Raw genomic sequence first — 18506 nt, 5'->3', positions numbered from 1 at the left:
TCTGCCATATAGTAAAAGAAGGTGGGGTTTCGGTTGATAACAAGCATAGTAAGAAGAGCGATTCTTTCGGATTGAAGATTTTCTGCTAATTTCGCGGCCCGGTATTCGGGGCAGGAAAGAAGCGTAGAATGAGTAAAAAGTACAGTATTCCTACCCGTTTTTATTCCCTTGACGTGTTACGGGGAATTGCCGCTTTATCGGTGGTTCTGTACCACTGGCGGCATAGCTACAACCTCTGTTCGAGTCGTCCCGGTTTTGAACCGGAGCAGCAACCCCTTTACAGCATCTTCTACTTTTTTTACGAAGTTGGGGATAGAGCCGTAGAGTTGTTTTTTACGTTGTCGGGCTTTATTTTCTTCTGGCTGTATTCGGATAAAATCAGGGCGCGTACGATTGCGCTCCGGGACTTTTCTATCCTGCGCTTGTCCCGGTTATATCCCCTTCATGCGGCAACCCTGCTTACGGTTCTGCTGCTCCAGACCCTCTACAGGTCCGATTTCGGCTGCTATTTCGTTTATCGCAATAATGATCTCTACCATTTTGTACTGCAACTGTTTTTTGCGTCCAACTGGGGTTTCCACGAAGGCTTTTCGTTCAACGGACCGGTCTGGTCGGTATCCGTTGAAGTAATGCTATACATGGTCTTTTTTGGAATATGCTGGCTGCAACGAGACAGAACAGGCATTCTATTGCTGGTTGCTTTAATTAGTTACGCGGTTTTTTATTATCAGGGTTACCAGGTAGCGCGGGGGATGTTTTCCTTTTTTATCGGTGGGGTGTTGTATAAAATATTCCGGTTATATTTCCGGGAAATTATGCACAGCCCCTGGCGTGCACTCATTGGTGTAAGCGCCGGGCTGGCGTGGTTTGTCACCTTGCTGGAATTTCACACGCCCGTTTTTAAGACGCTGTTCTTGACTGTACTGGCGCACTTTTCTCTGGCGAGTCGGTATGCGTTTCTGTATGACCGGGGTGTCCATTTTTTCATGGTAGCAGTGTTGTTTCCGCTGACCATTCTGGCGCTAGTGGTTTGGGAAATCAGGCGGGGGCATCTGGGAAAACGGGTCTCCTTTATGGGCGATTTGAGCTACTCGTCCTATCTGCTGCACTTTCCGCTTCAACTGGTGGCGGTGTTGGTCGTTCAAACGCTGGGGTATTCAAATACGGTTTTCAATACGCCATGGAGTTTGCTGCTTTTCTTTACGGTGTTACTTAGTCTGAGTTGGTTGTCGTATCGCTATTTTGAAATTCCGCTTCAGCAGCAATGGCGAAATAAGGCCCTGAAAAGGCCAAGGGTCACGGCTTGAACGGGTAAAGCCGCGAACGAAAAAATAAGAAGTAAAGAACTTTTCGCGCAGAATTGGTTTAGTACTACGATTACTGAAGAAACCGCTCATCTGTCTACTATGCGTTCCCGAGTCACACAAATTGTTATCGGTTTGGTGATGGCCTTGGTGGCCCTGTTCACCTATTTTACAAATACCCAAGAAAACCCGGTGACGGGTGAAAAACAGCACGTCAGCATGACGCCCGAGCAGGAGGTGCGGCTGGGTATCGAAAGTGCTCCGCAAATGGCTCAGCAATTCGGCGGGTTGTACCCCGACGAAAAAGTGCAGCAGTCCGTAAAGCGCGTCGGTCAGAAAATTGTCAATTCAACCAGCGTTAAAAACAGTCCCTACCAGTTCGACTTTCACGTGTTGGCCGACGAGCGGACGGTAAACGCCTTTGCCGTGCCGGGCGGGCAGATTTTCATTACGGCGGCCTTGCTCGACAAGTTGAAGAATGAAGATCAATTGGCGGGCGTCCTGGGCCACGAAATTACCCACGTGGTGGGCCGGCATTCCGCCGAGCAAATGGCCAAACAGCAACTCACGCAGGGGCTGGCCGGAGCCGCAGCCATCGCCACCTCCGACCCCGACGCCCCTGGGCGCAATGCCGCCATTGCCGCCTACGTGGCGAACCTGATCGGGCTGAAATACGGCCGTGACGATGAGATTGAATCGGATCAGCTGGGCGTACGCTGGATGGTCGAGAGTGGTTACAAACCCGAAGCCATGATCGACGTAATGGAGATCCTGAAGGCCGCCGGTGGACCCAACCGCCCCTCCGAATTCATGAGCAGCCACCCCGATCCCGACAACCGGATCGCCCGGATTCAGGAAGCGATTGACAAATACAAAGGCGCCAAGTAATCGCTATTTCTGGAATACTTTTTCGCCACCAACCCACGTCTGCAGCACCGTCGCCCCGCGGATTTCAGGCGCTGGTATTTTCATGATGTCCTGTTGCAGAACGACAAAGTCGGCCTGTTTGCCGGGTTCGATGCTGCCGCGCAGGTGGTCTTCGAAGTTGGCGTAGGCGGCCCAACTCGTCATGGCTTTCAGGGCAGCGGCCCGATCAACGGCATTTTCCATTTGAAACCCGCCCGCCGGAAATCCTTTGGCATCAACCCGGGCCACGGCGGCATGGAAGCCGTAGAGCGGATTGGGCGCTTCGACCGGAAAGTCACTGCCGAACGCGATCAAACCGTTCTGCTTCATCAAATCTTTGAAGGCGTAAGCTCCTTTGACCCGAATTGGTCCCAGGCGGTCGGCGGCCCAGTACATGTCTGAGGTCGCGTGGGTGGGCTGCACGGACGGAATAACCGAATACCGGTTGAATTTCCAGAAGTCGTCCGGCGAAACCACCTGCGCGTGTTCAATCCGCCACCGCCGTCCGTTTGGCTTCTGCAGCAGTTTACCGTACAGGTCCAGAATGAGGTGGTTGGCCGAGTCGCCGATGCAGTGGGTATTGGCCTGAAACTCACTCTGGGCCAGCAGGGTCAGCGCCCGTTTGAGTTCTTTTGGGCTGAGCAGCAAAAAGCCGCCGGTTTCGGGCCGGTCGCTGTACGGTTTCCGCAGGCAGGCTCCGCGCGAGCCCAGCGCCCCATCGGCGTACAGCTTAAACGAACGCACCGTTAGGCGATCGGTCTGAAAAGGACCGCGCTTGAGGTAATACTCCAGATTCGGCTCGCCAAGGCTTACCATTACGTAATCACGGATTTTCAGTTTATTTTCCTTGTGCAGTTGCTCGACCAGCTCAATGTCTTTTCGGTCGAGCCCGGCGTCGGAAACCGTTGTCAAACCCAGCGAGAGGCAAACCCGTTGGGCCGCCAGCAGCATCCGTTCCTTGTCTTTGGCGTCGGGCTGCGGAATAACCCGCCGAACCATCCCCATCGCATTATCGATCAGCACGCCCGTCGGTTCACCAGCGGCCAGAAGAATTTCGCCACCGGGTATTTGGGTGTTCCTGGTGACGCCCGCCAGCCGGAGCGCTTTGGAGTTGATCATCACTGCGTGACCGTCGACCCGGGTGAGGCAAACCGGAATGTTGGGAAAGGCCGCATCCAGTTTTTCCTTGGTCGGGAATTGTTTGTCCGGCCAGTCGTTCTGGTCCCAACCCCGGCCAACGAGCCAGATCGCAGTGGGGTTTTTAGCCTGAAACACTTTGAGCCGCTGAATGACTTCATCGAACGAAGCCGTACCGACCAGATCGGCCTGATCAAGAACCTGCCCTAACCCTAGAAAATGGGCGTGCGGATCGTAAAAGCCGGGATAGACGGGTTGACCGCCCAAATCAATGACGCTGTCGGCCGTGTATCCGTTCAGGATGGTTTCGGAGGAACCCACCGCCAGAAACTTTCCGTCTTTCACCGCAAATGCCTGCGCTGTATTCGAAGCCGAATCGGCAGTGTAGACCACGGCATGATGCACAATCAGGTCAGCGTTCTTTTTCGACGAACAGGCCGCCAGAAAGAAAAGGAATGAGCCCAAAACAAGGTAGCGGTATAGCATGCGTTTATATGTTATCGGCTTAAAAAGGCGGTATAGAAATGGCGCAACCGGAAAGATTCGGCCCAAATCTAATTCGGGGATACTAAGAATGACAGAATATCTTTTAATTTTGATGGCTTATTACCCGAAAATAATACCAGAATGCGCTTTCTTCTATCCCTAAGCCTTTGCATTTCGTTTTTAACCACCTGGGCTCAGCCAACGCAATCGCTTGCGCCCCGACTCCGCCGAAACTCGGTCATTACGCAGGAAGGGCCTGCGCTGACGCTCCAGGAAGCCATTTCTGCCGCACTCGACAAGAGCTACCAGATTCGAATTTTTAAGTCGCAGGAGCAGATTGCCCGGACAGATTTTAAAACGGCTAAAGCTTCTTTCTTCCCGTTTGTGACGGGGAACCTGACGAACAACAACAACCTGCAAAATCTGCGTCAGGAGTTTCTGGACGGCCTGCGTCCCCCACAAAACCTGTATGGCATTACCAACCGAAATACGCAGGTGGGGGTAGCCGTCAACTGGACGATCTTTAACGGGTTTGGAAACTTCATCGCCTACGACCGGCTGGGAGAAGTGGTCAAGGTCAGCGAAGCCAACACCCGCGCCAGCATTGAAACCACGGTGGCCGATGTTGCCACGGCTTACTACGACGTAATCCGGCAGTTGCAGCAACTGGTATCGCTGCGGCAGGCACTCGACATCTCGCGCGAACGGCTCGAACTGGCCCGCACCAATTTTGAAGTAGGCACGCGGTCGCGGGCGGATTTTCTGACCGCGCAGGTTGACTACAACGCCGACAGTTCCGCCCTGGTGACACAGCAGCAAAACGTGCGCAATTCCAAGATATTCCTGAACACACTTCTGATTCGGGACCCGGCCACGGAGTTTGCCGTTCGGGATACAATTATTGTTCGGACGGATATTTCGCTCGATCAGCTTCGGCAGTCGCTGGGAACCAACAACCCGCAGTTGATTGCCGCGTCGTTGAACCGTCGGGTAGCCGACCTGAATGTTCGGCTGGCCCGTTCGGCGCGTTTGCCCGTTGTCAATCTCCTGGGTGGCTACAACTTTACGGCCATCAACAACCAGGGCGGTTTTGGCGTACGGAGCGCCCGCAACGACGCGCTGGTGTACGGCGTTCAGGCCAGCGTTCCTATTTTTACCGGTTTTAACCAGCGCCGGCTGATCGCCAACGCCCAGACCAACGCGCTCATTACGGAGTATCAGGAGGCTGACCAACGGCTGCAGCTCCAGCAGGCCCTCGAACAAACCTATTCGCAATACCGTAACAACCTCATTCTGGTGAATCTGGAAGTGGAAAGTTTCAAAATTGCCAATCAGAACGTAGAAATTGCCTTCGAACGGTACCGGGTCGGCAACTCCACGCCCGTTGAGTTTCGCGATGTGCAGCGCAATGCCGTTGCCGCTGAAACCCGACTGATCGACGCCGAATACAATGCCAAGATCGCCGAAATTGAACTCCTCCGGCTCAGTAGCCAGATTCTGCAACAAACGAAATGAGTTAGGAGTTAAGAGTTAAGAATGATGAGTTAAGAAGTAGAAAGCAAACTCTTGACTCATCGCTCTTAACTCTTAGCTGTGTCATGCCCTGGACGAAAGACAATTACCCGGTGTCGCTGAAAAATTTTATGGCGCCGGTGCGGAATAAAGCGATTGAAATCGCAAATGCTTTATTGAACGAAGGAATGGCGGAGGAGCGGGCGATTCCCATTGCGACCGCCCGTGCGGAGGAGTGGGCGACAAACCGGAACATGAAAATACGGAAAAATAAAGCTGCCTGATCCCTTAAAACGCTATTCATGAACAAGGAAGAGCCCATTCAGCCCTTCGATTGGCAACGCATGTTTCTTCACGACTTTCCGGTAGGCTACCTGGGAGAGGTGGCGCTGCGAACGGTCGTGATGTTTCTGATCCTGCTGCTTGCGCTGAAAGTTTCGGGAAAACGGGAAGTTAAGCAACTCTCGGTTTTTGAGTTGGTTCTGGTTATCGGGTTGGGGTCGGCTGCGGGTGATCCCATGTTCTACGACGACGTGCCCCTGCTGACGGCTGTGGTGGTTTTTGTGGTCATGATGACCTGCTACAAGATTTTTACCCGGCTGTCCGACAAAAACAAAACCGTTCGGGAAGCCCTGGAAGGCCAGCCGGTTTACGTCATTCAGAACGGGTGTATTCTGGTGCAGAACTTTAACGATGAAGACCTGGGGCTGGACGAGCTTTTTGCCGAACTTCGTCTGGCGGGCATCAAGCAACTCGGTCAGGTAGAAACGGCGATTCTGGAGCGCAACGGTGAAGTCAGCGTTTTTCAATTTGAACCCGATCAGGTAAGAATCGGCCTGCCAATTTTTCCCCACAAGTTAAAAAATCCCATCGAAAACCTTTCGGAAGCCGGACACTATGCCTGCTGCAAGTGCGGGCAGGTTGTCGAGTACGGGCAGCAACCGGTGGAAACCTGCCAGCGCTGCGATCATCATGAGTGGGTACGGGCGGAGAAGTAAGCTCTGAAACCGTTCATGCTTTCACCTTGTCTTTCAAGAACTTCAGCAACAGCTTTTCAATCGAGTCGAGTCCGTATTTGGAGGTCTGGCGAAACTGGTTTTTGCGCTTGAAGTACGGGTTCAAATCCTGGCACTCGTAGGCTTCGAGCACCTGCGGATGGACGTAATACTTCCGGCTGACGGTGCGGGTGTTGCCCAACCGGTGCGCCACTTGTTCTAATACGGTATTGATATTCTTCTTCGCTTCCTTATCCGTTGTGCACGGTTCCAGTTCGGCCAGCAGCCGCAGGGCGTTGACGGTTCCGGCCCAGGTCCGAAAATCTTTGGCCGAAAACTCCGTGCCGGTGCATTCCCGCAGGTATTCGTTCACCATGCCGGAATCGATGCTGCGGTGGTCCCCGTTTTCGTCGTAATACTGAAACAGTTCTTTGCCCGGAATATCGCGGCAGGCTTTGACCAGCCGGGCCAGCCGCCGGTCGCGAACCGTGATGTCGTGGTAGACACCCTTTTTCCCCTTGAATCGAAACCGGATGTCTGTTTTAACCACGTCAACGTGTTTGTCTTTCAGCGTCGTCAGGCCGTAGTGACCGTATTCTTTTTCGTACGACGCGTTACCAATCCGGATCAGCGTCTGTTCCATCACGCTGAGGGCAATGGCAATTGCTTTTTCCTTGGTCAGATCCCGGCTTTTCAAATCGTGCTCAATGCGGGCGCGAAGAGCCGGAAGCTGCTCCCCGAAGGCCACCATCCGAAAAAATTTGGTTTCGCTGCGAATGGCGTTCCAGTTGGTGTGGTAGCGGTATTGTTTCCTTCCTTTGGCGTCAATTCCGGTGGCCTGAAGGTGTCCGTTGTGCTTGGAACAAATCCAGACGTTTTCCCAGGCGGGGGGCAGGGCCAGCTTTTTGATGCGATCGAGGGTTTCTTCGTCGTCGATTTCGTCACCTTTTGAGTCCTGATACTTAAAATGATCCCCTGCTCGTTTTCGCTGGATGCCAGGAGCGGAGTCATTCACATAGACTAATTTGACGGCCCTAGCGGCTTTTACGGGGTCCTGGGCCAGTGTTGCGAGATTCATGCGATTCGATTCAAGTCTACCATTAACTTGCTAGGTGGGCAAATGGTTAAACCGCCGGAAGGATATTTAATATTGGGGAGCGCAGGTTGTACCGTTTTGGTAGAGTACGGGTCGTGCAGAAAAAAATGAGACTGAGCGGAAGCCGCTCAGTCTCATCGACATTTGTCACACAAAGAATACTTATTACATTTACATTTTCTCGATCTCACGCAGGTATTTATTGCGTTTGGCTACAATAGATTCAGGAATGGGGTCGCGGTCTGCGGTTGGTTCGCGTAAAAAGACCAGCTGAATGTTTCGCTTTTGGGCCGTTTCTTTGAAATTATAGATCGTGTTCATGACGTCACTGTCGATGTACGACGACTGGCTGCTGTCGATTTCCACCACTGCGTTGTCGGGAATCGACGTCAGAAGCTTCACCATGCTGGCTTTGCTGAGAAACGACACGTAATCGCCCATGCTAATGCGGATGTGCTCTTTTTCTCCATTCTGGAAAACATGGATACGGTGGGCATTTCGGTAATTTTCCCGCAGGATGAAAAAGAGCGCCACCAGCATACCGATAGCAATACCGGTTAACAGATCCGTTAGCAGGATGGCCGCAATCGTAACCACAAACGGAATAAATTTATCGATGCCCTCGTTGAACAGTTCTTTGAAGATGCTAATCCGGGACAGTTTGTACCCCGTAATGAGCAGAATGGAAGCCAGGGCCGCCCAGGGAATCTGGTTCAAGACCGTTGGCAGCGCAATGACGCACACCAGCAACAGGGTTCCGTGGATCAGAGCCGCCAGTTTGGTCCGCGCCCCGGCGTTGATACTCACCGAGCTCCGGACAATTACGGACGTCAGCGGAATACCGCCGATCAGCCCGCTGGCCAGATTACCAATGCCTTGGGCTTTTAATTCCGCGTTGGTGGGTGTTTTGCGCTTGAGCGGGTCCAGTTGGTCCGACGCTTCGATGGCCAGCAACGCTTCCAGGCTGGCAACCAGAGCAATGGAGAGGGCCGATGCGTAAACCTGCGGATTGTTCCACTGGTCGAAATCGGGCATGGTGAACAGACCGAAAAAGCCGCTCAAGCTATCGGCCACTGGCAACTGAACCAGGTGATTGTCCCTCAGGGCCAATTGGGGAGCCATGATCCCGAACAAGCCGTTGATGCTAATGCCGAGCACAACGACGACCAAAGCCGCCGGAATATTTTTCAGCAATGCGTTCTGCTTGAAAATCGGGCGTTCCCACAACAGCAGAATCGTTATCGAAAGGGCCGCAATCAGGATCGCTACTCCGTTGAGTTGCTCGAGCGCCATCCGGAACTGGCTGAGGATGTTGAAACCTTCGGGTTGAAACAGGGATATTTCTTCCGCCGAATCGGCGTCGTAGCCCACCAGGTGAGGAATTTGCTTGATGATCAGAATAATACCGATACCGGCGAGCATTCCTTTGATCACCGAAGACGGAAAGAAATTACTGATGATGCCCGCCCGCAGGTAACCCAGTCCAATCTGAATCAGGCCGGCCAGACAGGTTGCCAGCAGAAACGCAGGGAATGAGCCGAGGGATTCGATAGCCGCCAGCGTGACCACAATCAGACCGGCTTCCGGCCCGGAGATACTCAGCGCCGACCGGCTGAATATACCCACGACTAACCCGCCGACAATTCCGGCAATAATCCCCGAGAAGAGGGGGGCTCCGGACGCCAAAGCAATACCCAGACACAGCGGGACTGCCACCAGAAAGGATACTGCCCCACCGCGAAGGTCGCCGACAGCATTGCTGAAGTCAAGAGTCCGGGCGCTCCTATGAGTTGTTTTTGCGTAATTCATTGATGTGGTTGTTTCCCGGTTTTAGTACAGGTTTTGACCGGCCTGTGATGAGACAGTCGCTCTAATGCCGCTGTCGGTTAACCTGGGTCAGTTAAGAGTCCAAAACGGGTTTCCGGCTAGACGGTTTCGGGTAAGAATGGTTTTGCCGGATTGAAAAGTTAAGTTAGGGTCAGTTTGAAGTTCCGGACGCAACCAGAGTTGTTTTATCCGTTTGGGCAGAGCCGGACAGAGAACTGCTGGCTTCGGTATTGCGTAGGGTTTTTATTTCAAACAACTCGCGTTCGAGTTGGCTTTTCACGGCGCGCAGGGAGTCTGCTTCAAACGCTTTGGCCTCGTATTGGGAGCGGTACGTCTCCTTATCTTGCTTGTGTTCGTTGTAGTTAATGTAAATGTCCAGCCCGATGGCGAAGAAAATCAAGCCCCAGACGATGCCCCAATTGAGCAACTCGTTGCTTCTTCTTTTGGAATTCGTGCTCGTTGCCATAATTCAGAATATTCATTGGTGTGACTATTACAAAAGTAAGGTATACGTGCAAGGGCTTAATTAAGAGTCTATTAGAAGTTCATGAGAGGATGATTATAATCCGATTAGAAATCGATTAGAGCTTTTTGGGGAATTTCAATAAAAAATTGGTTCCTTCATTGATTCGGGAAGAAACGCTGATCTGACCGCGGTGGAGCTGAATGATGCGGTAGGTCAGGGGTAAGCCAATGCCGTAACCGTGAATTCGTTTGGCGTTTTCGGCCCGGAAAAACGGTTCATAAATGTACTTGATATCGGCTTCGTCAATACCGATTCCTTGGTCTTTAAACTGAATGGTAACCCACTGATCGTCAGCGCCCATAATTACTTCCACCCGGTTGTTGGCGGAAAATTTACAGCCGTTTTCCATCAGGTTGACAAACGCCGAAATCAACAGGGAGGGACTGCCCTGAACCGTCAGCGACGACTGCATGGCTTCGGTTGCTTTTTCGAAGGAAAAGATGACGTGGTAATCCGGTCGGCGGGTGGTCAGCATTTTGGTTGCCTGGTAAATGGCTTCGTCGAGTGACACCTCGTTAAATTTCATCGCTGTGTCATCCAGACTGACCTGTGCCAGTTCGAGCAGGTTATTAGCCAGCAGGTTCAGCCGTTTTATAACCTCCAGCACCGACTTCCACTTGGCTTCGTGTTCTTCAACGGTTCTTCGTTTGATCAGGGTAACTTCAATCTGGCCGGTGATGATGGTGAGTGGCGTCCGAAGTTCGTGGGATGCGTTGGCGACGAAGTTTCGTTGCACCTCGAAGGCTTCCTGCACACGGTCGAGCATCGAGTTGAACGTATGCGCCAGCTGAGCAATTTCGTCGCTGTTATCACCGGCATCCACCCGCTGGTTGAGGTTCGATACTTTAATCTGGTCCACCTGCCGGATGACGTTGGAGATTGGGCGCAGAAACCGTCCGGCAAAAACCCAGCCCGACACCCCAACCAGCGCCAGGCTGAACGCCAGCCCAAACCCGAGAATCTTGCGCAGGTGCGCCATTTCAATCAAGCCGTATTCATCGTAAGCCGAGGCAATAATAATGTACTCCTGCTTCTGATAGGTATAGGCAATACCGACAATTTCTCGTCTGTTCCGGCGCAGATAGAGTTGTTTTCGCTCGCGAACCCGGGCCAATAGGTTGTTCCGATCCGGCATTTCGCCCGCCGTGTCGGCGCTGGCGTACATGATTTTGTTCTGCTGGTTGTAGATGATGATGTGTTCTTCGGGCAGCGAGGTCAGGTTTTTTCGCTCAATCAATTGCAGAAGAGTCGAGTTGATTTCGTTCTCTTCAATGAGCAAGGAAGCCGTCGTTTTGGCTTTGTCAACCAGGCGGTTATAAAAATCCCGTTGCCGAAAATATTCCGAGATAAAATAAATAACAAATGAAAAAACCACCAGGTTGGCGGCAACAGTAATCAGGAAAGTTAGCGAAATGCGGGCTCGTATTTTCATCCGTTATTCGTCTGATGCCTGCATGATGTAACCAATGCCGCTGATGGTATGAATCAATTTAGGCGAAAAGTCTTTATCAATTTTTTTGCGAAGATAATTGACGTAAACATCCACGACATTCGTGCCCGTATCAAAGTTGACATCCCAGACTTTCTCGGTAATTTCATTTCGGGAAAGGGCTTTGTTCTGGTTCTTCATAAAAAATTCCAGGAGGGCCAGCTCACGGGCGGTCAGCAGAATTTTCTGATTGCCCCGTTTGACGGTTTTGCTTTCCTGATTGAATTCCAGGTCCGCGATTTTTAGTACGGTGTCCGACGACGGCAAAGAGCGTCGCCGGTTGAGGGCGCGGAGCCGGGCAATTAACTCCCTGAACTCGAATGGTTTAATTAAGTAGTCATCCGCTCCGGCGTCAAAACCACTTAGTTTACTGTCGGTGCTGCTCAGGGCCGTCAGCATCAGGATTGACACATCTTCGTAGCGGCTCCGGATGATTTTAGACAACTCAAAACCGTTGATTACCGGAAGATTTACATCCAGAATAACGGTTGTGTACTCCTTACCCGCCAGCAGCACCTGGGCCTGCAAGGCATCATTAGCGATGTCTGCACTGAAACCGTAATCCTCCAGGCCGCTCTTGATAAATGAGGCAACTTCCTGCTCGTCTTCTACAATTAAAATCTGCATAAAACTAACACTACGGTTTATAACGTACGCAACAACTCCGTCATCGCCCGGTATAACCGAGGGGCTGTTTCCGGTCCGGTAGAGTTGATTTCACCGTACGGTTTATCTTTCGAATTGTAAGTATAAGGAGCTTCGGTATCCCATTCACTTTTTGGGATAATATACCCCAGCTCGTCGTTTGCCAGACCCAGAATAAATTTGTATTTTCCCCGCATTAAACTCCGAAGGGGCGGGGTCTCATACGGCTTCATCCGGAAATCGGCACCCGGCGGATTTTCAATTCCACCGTTGGCAATTTCGGGATATACTTCGCCCGGCACACACAGAAACGTTGCTTCTCCTAAGCGGAAAGCCGCAATTTCGGTCCTTAAGTTCCCCCAGCGGCTGTAACCTGCATCCAGAACACCGAGGCCAATAGCCAGTTGAAACAATTTGTTGTCCAGGGGTATCTCCACCGTTTGTGCCCGCAGGCTGATTCCCGCCCGTCGGAAGGTGGTCGTGTCCTGCTCCAAAGCTCGATGAATCAGCATGGCCAGGTGTTTGCCCTGTGCATCCGCTTTGGCAAAGGTAGGCTCCTGAAACCGCTCGCCCGTCAACGGGTCCTGAATGACGACTTTGGGGGAAGTCGTCATCAGGCCGCCTATGCAGCCGGAAGCGTACACCACCGTACCGCCCAGCCCTTGCTGAACCACCGAGTCGCCCTTCGTGATGCCCTTTTCCAGATAATGCCGAACGTAATGCGGAAAATCGGAGGTTAGCAGCGTGTTTTTATTCCATAGCGTTTCGGGGTGATTGCCCCAGACGACCAGCGTTCCTAAGGTACTGTCTTTCGTGGCATCCAACGCCTGCATCATATACAGGCCGGGATCTTTCACAACCGGTTGGCGGGTGTCCGTGAGCAGCGAATCCGCACCCGTCAGGTCCTGTGCAAACCGCAGCCGGGCCGGGCGAAGGTTCTTCACGGCCTGGATAATAGCCCGCGTAACCTGTTGTTCAACAAAGAGTTCGTAAGATTTGTTAACTCCACTTTTCAGGGTGCTGCCTCCCCACATGCCAAGGAAATCAGGCGCTTCGTGCGTGTGCGTGCTGCAGACGATGGCGTACGTGACTCCCGCGCTGGCGGGCAGGGCTTTTCGAACGTTGATCACGTTTTTATGCATAAAACCGAGCAAGTCCACGGCAACAAGGGCCAGCCGCGTTTTGCCGTCGTCGATGACCGTGGCCCGTGCCCAAAGATCATCATGGACACCGTTTGCTGCCCGTTTTTGGTCAAAGCCCGCCATCCAATAGGCGTCAAACCGTCCGTTATGATTGCCATCGGTGTAAGTGTCCCCCTCGTCGGGTTGGTATGCCGCATTCCCGTTCTGATCAGTCCAGCGGTCGGGGAGGTGGGGCGTGATTTTCAGGGCGGCAAATCCGGCTTTCAGGTCCTGGGGCTGGGCCGGTGGCCGAATGCTGAGGTCGAGCGCGTAGCCGGGGTGTCGGTCACGGCTGTTGTGATAGCCGTAGCCTGCCAGCAGCAGGAGCAGAAGGCCAATAACAGACAGGATGCCGAGCAGGACCTTGCGCACGATGATCAGGGTTTTGGTGAGCGCATATTAGCGTAACTTTCCAACAATCGCCATAACCAGGTTGGCCGAATTTCGGGCGGCTATCCGGAAAAACGTCAGCATATCCTGGCGGGCGTTGGAATTGGCCTTGTCGCTCAGGCTCCGGATAACCAGGCAGGGCACCTGCTGCTGGTAGCAAACCTGCGCAACGGCGGCCCCTTCCATTTCGGTCGCGTCGGCCCGAAATTCCGACCAGAGGCTAGCCACTTTCTCTTCGGACGAAATAAACTGATCACCCGTTACGACGGTACCCACCACAACGGTCGGCGGGCGTGAGGTCAGCGGAATGCTTTCGAAAGAAACGGTTTTGGCCGCTTCCTGCGCCGTTTTCATCATGACCGAATCGGCGGAGAAATACGCCGGGTTCATTTCTTTCGTGATGGCGTTGCGGGTCTGGTTGGTTGGCTGCTGTTCAAACGTAATGGAGCGGTAATCGTGATGCGCCGTTTGCCGGGCAATAACGATGTCGCCGGGCTGGAGGTCGGGATTCACACCACCCGCAATGCCGGTGAACAAAACCCATTGGGGTTTGAAGTGGGCGAGTACGAAAGCCGTTGTCATGGCGGCATTCACTTTGCCGATACCCGTTTCCGCCACCACCACCTCATGGCCGTTGATCTGGCCGGTCATGAACCGGATGCCGTTGAGCGTGTGCGTTTTCGGATTTTCCAACGACTGCTGAACGAGTTTTACCTCCTCGTCAAAAGCGCCGAGCAGGGCCGTAATGGGCTGGGGCTTGTAGTGCTGGGCATTCGTAGAAACGACACTGAAAAGGAGAATAAGGGAAAATAAGAAGCGTTTTAATGGTACGTTGTCAGGTTGCATTGTCATTGAATTTTACGATAAAAAAGGACCCGGTCCGGATTTAATGACCGGAAAATAGGGCCAGAACGCAGAAGGCGTCCACGATCAGCAGGCCAGCCGGTACCTCGTGGGTTTTGCCGAGCGCCAGTTTAACCACCGTCCAAGTCAGAAAACCCCAGATGATGCCCTGCGTAATGGAGTAGCTAAACGGAATCAGAACCAGGGCCAGAAAAGCCGGTAAGGCCTCGTCCAGTTGATCCCAGTTGATGCGGGTAACGGGTTTCATCATGAAGGCGCCGACCAGCACCAGCGCCGGGGCCGTGGCAATTGCCGGAACAACCGACAGCAGGGGCGACAAAAACAGGAACGGCAGAAACAAAGCTCCGGCGACAATGGCCGTCAGACCCGTGCGTCCGCCCTGAGCAATACCAACCGCCGATTCGACGTAGGAGGTACCCGGACTGGTACCGAGCAGACCCGCGACGGCGGTGGCGACGGCGTCTACCGTCAGCGAGCGGTTCAGGTTACGCGGATTACCGTCTTCATCGTACAGGTTAGCCGCTTCGGCCACACCCACAAAGGTAGACAGGCTGTCGAAGAGGTCCGTAAAGACGAAGGCAAAAATAACCGGCCAGAGCGCCCACTGCAGCGAGTTGACAAAATCGAGGTGACCTATTAAACTGAAATCCGGCGCGGCCAGAATCCCCTGAAAATTAACGAGCGTTTTTGCCCCAAAATTGACCGCCGAGGCATCGCCCCACCACCGGCCAATGGGTACGGCCGCCAGCGTCGTCAGAACAATACCGATGATGATGGCTCCCGGGAAATTTCGTGCGACAAGAACGGAGGTGAGCAGCAGCCCAAAAATGAAGGTCAGAATAACCGGGTCTTTCAGGCTGGCAATGCTGACGAGCGTGGCCGGGTTAGCCACGATAAACCGGGCATTCTCGAAACCGATCAGGGTAATAAACAGGCCAATTCCCGCCGAAATGGCGTACCGCAACGGTCTGGGAATAATCCGGACAACGGCCGAACGCACGTTGAAAACCGACAGAATCAGGAACAGGACGCCCGCCCAGAACACCGCTCCTAAGGCGACTTCAGGCCGTATGCCCATGCCTTTGACGGCGGTAAAGGTAAAAAACGCGTTCAGGCCCATGCCGGGCGCAACAACCAGCGGGTTGCGGGCGTACAGGCCCATCAGCAGGCTACAGCCGAACGACAGCAAAACCGTGGCCGTCAGCACCCCACTGAACGGTAATCCGGCCTGACTCAGAATGGCAGGATTCACCACAATGATGTACATGGTTGCCAGAAACGTGGAAATTCCCGCCAGGATTTCCGTGCGGGCGGGAGGAGAAGACAGGCTGGTTTGCATCGGGAAATGGATTCAGGTCCGAAAATACGGATTCCAGACTCCCGATCAACCGCCAACGGGGTTTCCGTCAATTATTTCCCCAAAAAGCCCCCGAGCCAGATCAACCGGCCCGGGGGACCTAAACCAATTTAACCAAATTATCATCGGAGCCGGAAGCCAGGTTACAGACGGCCTGAGCCGTAGGTTTCAAGTACCAAGCTTCATGGGTTTACCTTTTAAATTCGCTTGCCAGCCATTGCTGGTTGGCCGGAACGGCTTGCTGGTTCAAGGCCCATTGGCGCAGCGCCTGCTCGAGCACGGCATTCAGCCGTTGCCGGGTGGTGGCGCGTTTGATGTTGAGCTGCTTTTTTGCCAGAGCTTCCTGGTAAATGAGCTGATTGTCATTGGTATAAAAGTATGCTGTACACGGCTTTTTGGGTTGCGATTCAACAACCCAGAACCCCTCGCGGGGGGCGTTGGTAGAAGGGTTTTGCCCGAACGTAGCGGCCGATAGCAGCAGAGAGGTGGCAACAAGCGCCAATCGGATGAATGAGTAAGTTTTCATGGTTGTATCGCCGGAGCGGATCATCAGTATTTGTTGTCTGTCGTTATTGACGGTCAAAAGTAAGGCGGCTGGCTACTCGTTGCCCGCATTTTCGCCCGGTGACGAGGTTTGACGTCAATACAGCAGGCAACCGGCGACGAGCGTATCCGGAACGCCAAAAAGAGTCATTTGGCGACGATTCCTTGCCGTTCGTCTACAATTCGTTGGTTTCGTAGCGGGTTTGGTGTCGTTTGTCTAAATTCGATCACCCATTCGGCCATCGTATGCAACTGTCGGACAGCAACTTCATCTTTTCCAATCGGCCCCGGTACCGCCTGGCGCGTCACGGTCTTTTCTGGGGCGTCGTCTGGTTGTATTTCACGGTATTGTACGGGGTTTTTCCGATTCAGGACTTCCTGTACCGCGGATACGGGAAAACGACCGCTTTTTTTATGGGCTTTCTGGCGTCGGGGGTAAGCTCCGTTGTTTTTATGCCCGCTCACATGGTACTGGCTTACGGAATCACCTACATCTTGTTTCCCCGGTATCTGAACAAGGGGCAGTATTGGAAGATGGTGATCGGCGTCATCTTTTTTTCGTTTCTGAGTGCCTGTACCTCGGCCGCTCTTTCGACCTGGATTGTGACTCCGCTGCACACCTGGCTGGGAACGGCCCGGGCGCGGGGTGGTGGCCTGAGTTACTTGCTGATGGCCGGCTTGCGGGGCGGCATTACCGTGGCAGGTTTTGTAGCGGCCATCAAACTGGTCAAAATCTGGTATCTGAAGGAACAGGCTTTCCGGCAAATCGAAAAGGAGAAGTTTCAGGCGGAGCTGCAACTGCTGAAGTCGCAGATTCACCCCCATTTTCTGTTTAACACCTTGAACAACCTCTACGCGCTGACGCTGCGGAAGTCGGAACAGTCACCGGCGGTGGTGATGAAACTGTCGCAGTTGCTGAGTTACATGCTCTACGACTGCAACGCGTCAGAAGTGCCGCTGGAAAAGGAAATCACTTTCCTGAAAAATTACATTGGTCTGGAGCAACTGCGTTACGGGGCGCGGCTGGAGGTTTCGATGAATTTTCACGGCGATTTGCAGAGCAAGCAGATTGCGCCCCTGCTGCTGATTCCGTTTCTGGAAAACGCTTTCAAACACGGAACGAGCGAGCAACTGGAGCAGGCCTGGATTTTTCTGGATTTAGCGGTTGAGGACAATGTCCTGACGTTTAAACTGGTCAATAGCCGGGATGCTGACGCGGAAACCCTCAAATCCCAGTCGGCCGGGGCCGCATCCGTTGGGGGCATCGGTTTGCAGAACGTCCGCAAGCGGCTGGAACTGCTGTATCCCCAGCAGTACGAGTTGCAGATTCAACCGGAAGAAGAGACGTTTCTGGTCGATCTGGCCCTGCGGTTGCCCGAGGTTTCGCCAGTAGCCAAACGGCATCCGGCCCCGCTGGCCGAACTGCCGGCGTAAAAAGAATAAACAACAACAAATACGTGCGATAAAATGAATTTACGTTGTCTACTCGTCGATGACGAACCCCACGCGCTGGAAATCATCGAATCGTACATCGAAATGATCGATGGACTGGAAATTGTCGGAAAATGCCACAATGCCGTTCAGGCTTTCAGTTTGCTTCAGTCCACGCCGGTCGACCTGATGTTTCTGGATATTAAGATGCCGAAGCTGACGGGCACGGATTTCCTGCGGAGTCTGCGAAACCCGCCCAAAGTTATTTTTACAACGGCGTACCGCGAATATGCCCTCGACGGGTTTGATCTCGACGTGGTTGATTACCTGCTGAAACCCATTCCGTTCGAACGGTTTTTGCGGGCGGTTGCCAAGGTCATGCGTCTTGATTCCCAGGCCGGTCCGCACCTGCCGACCGAGCCGGAGCAGCCACTGGTAGAAAAAGAACTGGTGCCCTCCGAGCGCGACGCGTTCCTGTATTTCCGGGCCGACCGGAAAATGGTGAAGGTTTACACGAAAGACATTCTCTACGTTGAAAGCCTGAAAGATTACATCAAGATCATCACCAACACCGCCAAACCGCTGGTTGTCAAACAGGCCATCAGCTCGGTGGAGTCCATGCTGCCGCACCGGGATTTTCTCCGGATTCACCGCTCGTTTATCGTCGCCATTGACAAGATTTCGGCCTGGTCGCCCAACCACATCGAGGTGGCCGGTCAGGAACTGCCGGTTGGCCGTTTGCACCAGAAAGACGTCGGTAAGGCCCTGAAAATGGAAGTCTGACCGTCCGGGTGCGAAAAGAAAAAAGGGGCTGCGT

The 18506-nt window shown here is 53.2% G+C and carries 17 protein-coding genes; 7 read left to right on the top strand and 10 right to left on the bottom strand.

Annotation, left to right across the window (positions count from 1 at the left end; genetic code table 11):
* The first annotated feature begins 128 nt into the window (after nt 1–128).
* Nucleotides 129–1307, top strand: coding sequence for an acyltransferase family protein (locus tag OQ371_RS02895; protein WP_265992260.1), 1179 nt, complete (start codon nt 129–131; stop codon nt 1305–1307).
* 99 nt (nt 1308–1406) lie between these two features.
* Nucleotides 1407–2192, top strand: a complete 786-nt coding sequence (locus OQ371_RS02890; protein ID WP_265992259.1) for a M48 family metallopeptidase — start codon at nt 1407–1409, stop codon at nt 2190–2192.
* A gap of 3 nt (nt 2193–2195) precedes the next feature.
* On the opposite strand, the gene OQ371_RS02885 is transcribed toward OQ371_RS02890, so the two are convergent.
* Nucleotides 2196–3833, bottom strand: a complete 1638-nt coding sequence (locus OQ371_RS02885; RefSeq protein WP_265992258.1) for an amidohydrolase — start codon at nt 3831–3833, stop codon at nt 2196–2198.
* A 141-nt stretch (nt 3834–3974) separates the two neighbouring features.
* On the opposite strand from OQ371_RS02885, the gene OQ371_RS02880 reads away from it, so the two are divergent.
* From OQ371_RS02880 to OQ371_RS02870, 3 genes are all read left to right on the top strand, one after another.
* Complete coding sequence (locus tag OQ371_RS02880) at nt 3975–5348, top strand: TolC family protein (RefSeq protein WP_265992257.1); 1374 nt, start codon at nt 3975–3977, stop codon at nt 5346–5348.
* A gap of 83 nt (nt 5349–5431) precedes the next feature.
* Nucleotides 5432–5629: a DUF2188 domain-containing protein gene (locus OQ371_RS02875; RefSeq protein WP_265992256.1), complete on the top strand. Its 198-nt coding sequence runs from the start codon at nt 5432–5434 to the stop codon at nt 5627–5629.
* An 18-nt stretch (nt 5630–5647) separates the two neighbouring features.
* Nucleotides 5648–6343, top strand: a complete 696-nt coding sequence (locus tag OQ371_RS02870) for a DUF421 domain-containing protein (RefSeq protein WP_265992255.1) — start codon at nt 5648–5650, stop codon at nt 6341–6343.
* Between the two features lie 13 nt (nt 6344–6356).
* Here OQ371_RS02870 and OQ371_RS02865 read toward each other — a convergent pair whose 3' ends face one another.
* From OQ371_RS02865 to OQ371_RS02825, 9 genes are all read right to left on the bottom strand, one after another.
* The gene (locus OQ371_RS02865) at nt 6357–7418 is read right to left on the bottom strand and encodes a DNA topoisomerase IB (protein ID WP_265992254.1); all 1062 of its coding nucleotides are present in this window, start codon (nt 7416–7418) and stop codon (nt 6357–6359) included.
* A 189-nt stretch (nt 7419–7607) separates the two neighbouring features.
* Nucleotides 7608–9245 carry a SulP family inorganic anion transporter gene (locus OQ371_RS02860; protein ID WP_265992253.1) on the bottom strand — a complete coding sequence of 546 codons (1638 nt, stop codon included), beginning with the start codon at nt 9243–9245 and terminating at the stop codon, nt 7608–7610.
* Nucleotides 9246–9414: 169 nt separating this feature from the next.
* Nucleotides 9415–9729 (bottom strand): hypothetical protein, encoded by a 315-nt coding sequence (locus OQ371_RS02855; protein ID WP_265992252.1) that lies wholly within the window; start codon nt 9727–9729, stop codon nt 9415–9417.
* A 115-nt stretch (nt 9730–9844) separates the two neighbouring features.
* Nucleotides 9845–11221, bottom strand: coding sequence for a sensor histidine kinase (locus OQ371_RS02850; RefSeq protein ID WP_265992251.1), 1377 nt, complete (start codon nt 11219–11221; stop codon nt 9845–9847).
* Between the two features lie 3 nt (nt 11222–11224).
* Nucleotides 11225–11905 carry a response regulator transcription factor gene (locus OQ371_RS02845; protein ID WP_265992250.1) on the bottom strand — a complete coding sequence of 227 codons (681 nt, stop codon included), beginning with the start codon at nt 11903–11905 and terminating at the stop codon, nt 11225–11227.
* Nucleotides 11906–11922: 17 nt separating this feature from the next.
* Nucleotides 11923–13476 (bottom strand): neutral/alkaline non-lysosomal ceramidase N-terminal domain-containing protein, encoded by a 1554-nt coding sequence (locus OQ371_RS02840; protein ID WP_265992249.1) that lies wholly within the window; start codon nt 13474–13476, stop codon nt 11923–11925.
* 27 nt (nt 13477–13503) lie between these two features.
* The gene (locus OQ371_RS02835; protein ID WP_265992248.1) at nt 13504–14346 is read right to left on the bottom strand and encodes a 5'-methylthioadenosine/adenosylhomocysteine nucleosidase; all 843 of its coding nucleotides are present in this window, start codon (nt 14344–14346) and stop codon (nt 13504–13506) included.
* 34 nt (nt 14347–14380) lie between these two features.
* Complete coding sequence (locus tag OQ371_RS02830) at nt 14381–15697, bottom strand: NCS2 family permease (RefSeq protein ID WP_265992247.1); 1317 nt, start codon at nt 15695–15697, stop codon at nt 14381–14383.
* Nucleotides 15698–15905: 208 nt separating this feature from the next.
* Complete coding sequence (locus OQ371_RS02825; RefSeq protein WP_265992246.1) at nt 15906–16241, bottom strand: hypothetical protein; 336 nt, start codon at nt 16239–16241, stop codon at nt 15906–15908.
* A gap of 263 nt (nt 16242–16504) precedes the next feature.
* Here OQ371_RS02825 and OQ371_RS02820 point away from each other — a divergent pair, with 263 nt between their 5' ends.
* Nucleotides 16505–17692 carry a sensor histidine kinase gene (locus OQ371_RS02820; protein WP_265992245.1) on the top strand — a complete coding sequence of 396 codons (1188 nt, stop codon included), beginning with the start codon at nt 16505–16507 and terminating at the stop codon, nt 17690–17692.
* A 33-nt stretch (nt 17693–17725) separates the two neighbouring features.
* The gene (locus tag OQ371_RS02815; RefSeq protein WP_265992244.1) at nt 17726–18472 is read left to right on the top strand and encodes a LytR/AlgR family response regulator transcription factor; all 747 of its coding nucleotides are present in this window, start codon (nt 17726–17728) and stop codon (nt 18470–18472) included.
* Nucleotides 18473–18506: the final 34 nt, after the last annotated feature.

Origin of the sequence: Larkinella insperata (assembly GCF_026248825.1) — a bacterium.
Lineage (GTDB): Bacteria > Bacteroidota > Bacteroidia > Cytophagales > Spirosomataceae > Larkinella > Larkinella insperata.
Note: the sequence above shows the minus strand (reverse complement) of the source record. Positions and strands in the feature narration are given on the sequence as shown.

Bases quoted from the DNA above. Each gene is read 5' to 3' on its own strand.
- OQ371_RS02895 (WP_265992260.1), top strand. From the start codon at position 129: ATGAGTAAAAAGTACAGTATTCCTACCCGTTTTTATTCCCTTGACGTG.
- OQ371_RS02890 (WP_265992259.1), top strand. From the start codon at position 1,407: ATGCGTTCCCGAGTCACACAAATTGTTATCGGTTTGGTGATGGCCTTG.
- OQ371_RS02885 (WP_265992258.1), bottom strand. From the start codon at position 3,833: ATGCTATACCGCTACCTTGTTTTGGGCTCATTCCTTTTCTTTCTGGCG.
- OQ371_RS02880 (WP_265992257.1), top strand. From the start codon at position 3,975: ATGCGCTTTCTTCTATCCCTAAGCCTTTGCATTTCGTTTTTAACCACC.
- OQ371_RS02875 (WP_265992256.1), top strand. From the start codon at position 5,432: ATGCCCTGGACGAAAGACAATTACCCGGTGTCGCTGAAAAATTTTATG.
- OQ371_RS02870 (WP_265992255.1), top strand. From the start codon at position 5,648: ATGAACAAGGAAGAGCCCATTCAGCCCTTCGATTGGCAACGCATGTTT.
- OQ371_RS02865 (WP_265992254.1), bottom strand. From the start codon at position 7,418: ATGAATCTCGCAACACTGGCCCAGGACCCCGTAAAAGCCGCTAGGGCC.
- OQ371_RS02860 (WP_265992253.1), bottom strand. From the start codon at position 9,245: ATGAATTACGCAAAAACAACTCATAGGAGCGCCCGGACTCTTGACTTC.
- OQ371_RS02855 (WP_265992252.1), bottom strand. From the start codon at position 9,729: ATGGCAACGAGCACGAATTCCAAAAGAAGAAGCAACGAGTTGCTCAAT.
- OQ371_RS02850 (WP_265992251.1), bottom strand. From the start codon at position 11,221: ATGAAAATACGAGCCCGCATTTCGCTAACTTTCCTGATTACTGTTGCC.
- OQ371_RS02845 (WP_265992250.1), bottom strand. From the start codon at position 11,905: ATGCAGATTTTAATTGTAGAAGACGAGCAGGAAGTTGCCTCATTTATC.
- OQ371_RS02835 (WP_265992248.1), bottom strand. From the start codon at position 14,346: ATGACAATGCAACCTGACAACGTACCATTAAAACGCTTCTTATTTTCC.
- OQ371_RS02830 (WP_265992247.1), bottom strand. From the start codon at position 15,697: ATGCAAACCAGCCTGTCTTCTCCTCCCGCCCGCACGGAAATCCTGGCG.
- OQ371_RS02825 (WP_265992246.1), bottom strand. From the start codon at position 16,241: ATGAAAACTTACTCATTCATCCGATTGGCGCTTGTTGCCACCTCTCTG.
- OQ371_RS02820 (WP_265992245.1), top strand. From the start codon at position 16,505: ATGCAACTGTCGGACAGCAACTTCATCTTTTCCAATCGGCCCCGGTAC.
- OQ371_RS02815 (WP_265992244.1), top strand. From the start codon at position 17,726: ATGAATTTACGTTGTCTACTCGTCGATGACGAACCCCACGCGCTGGAA.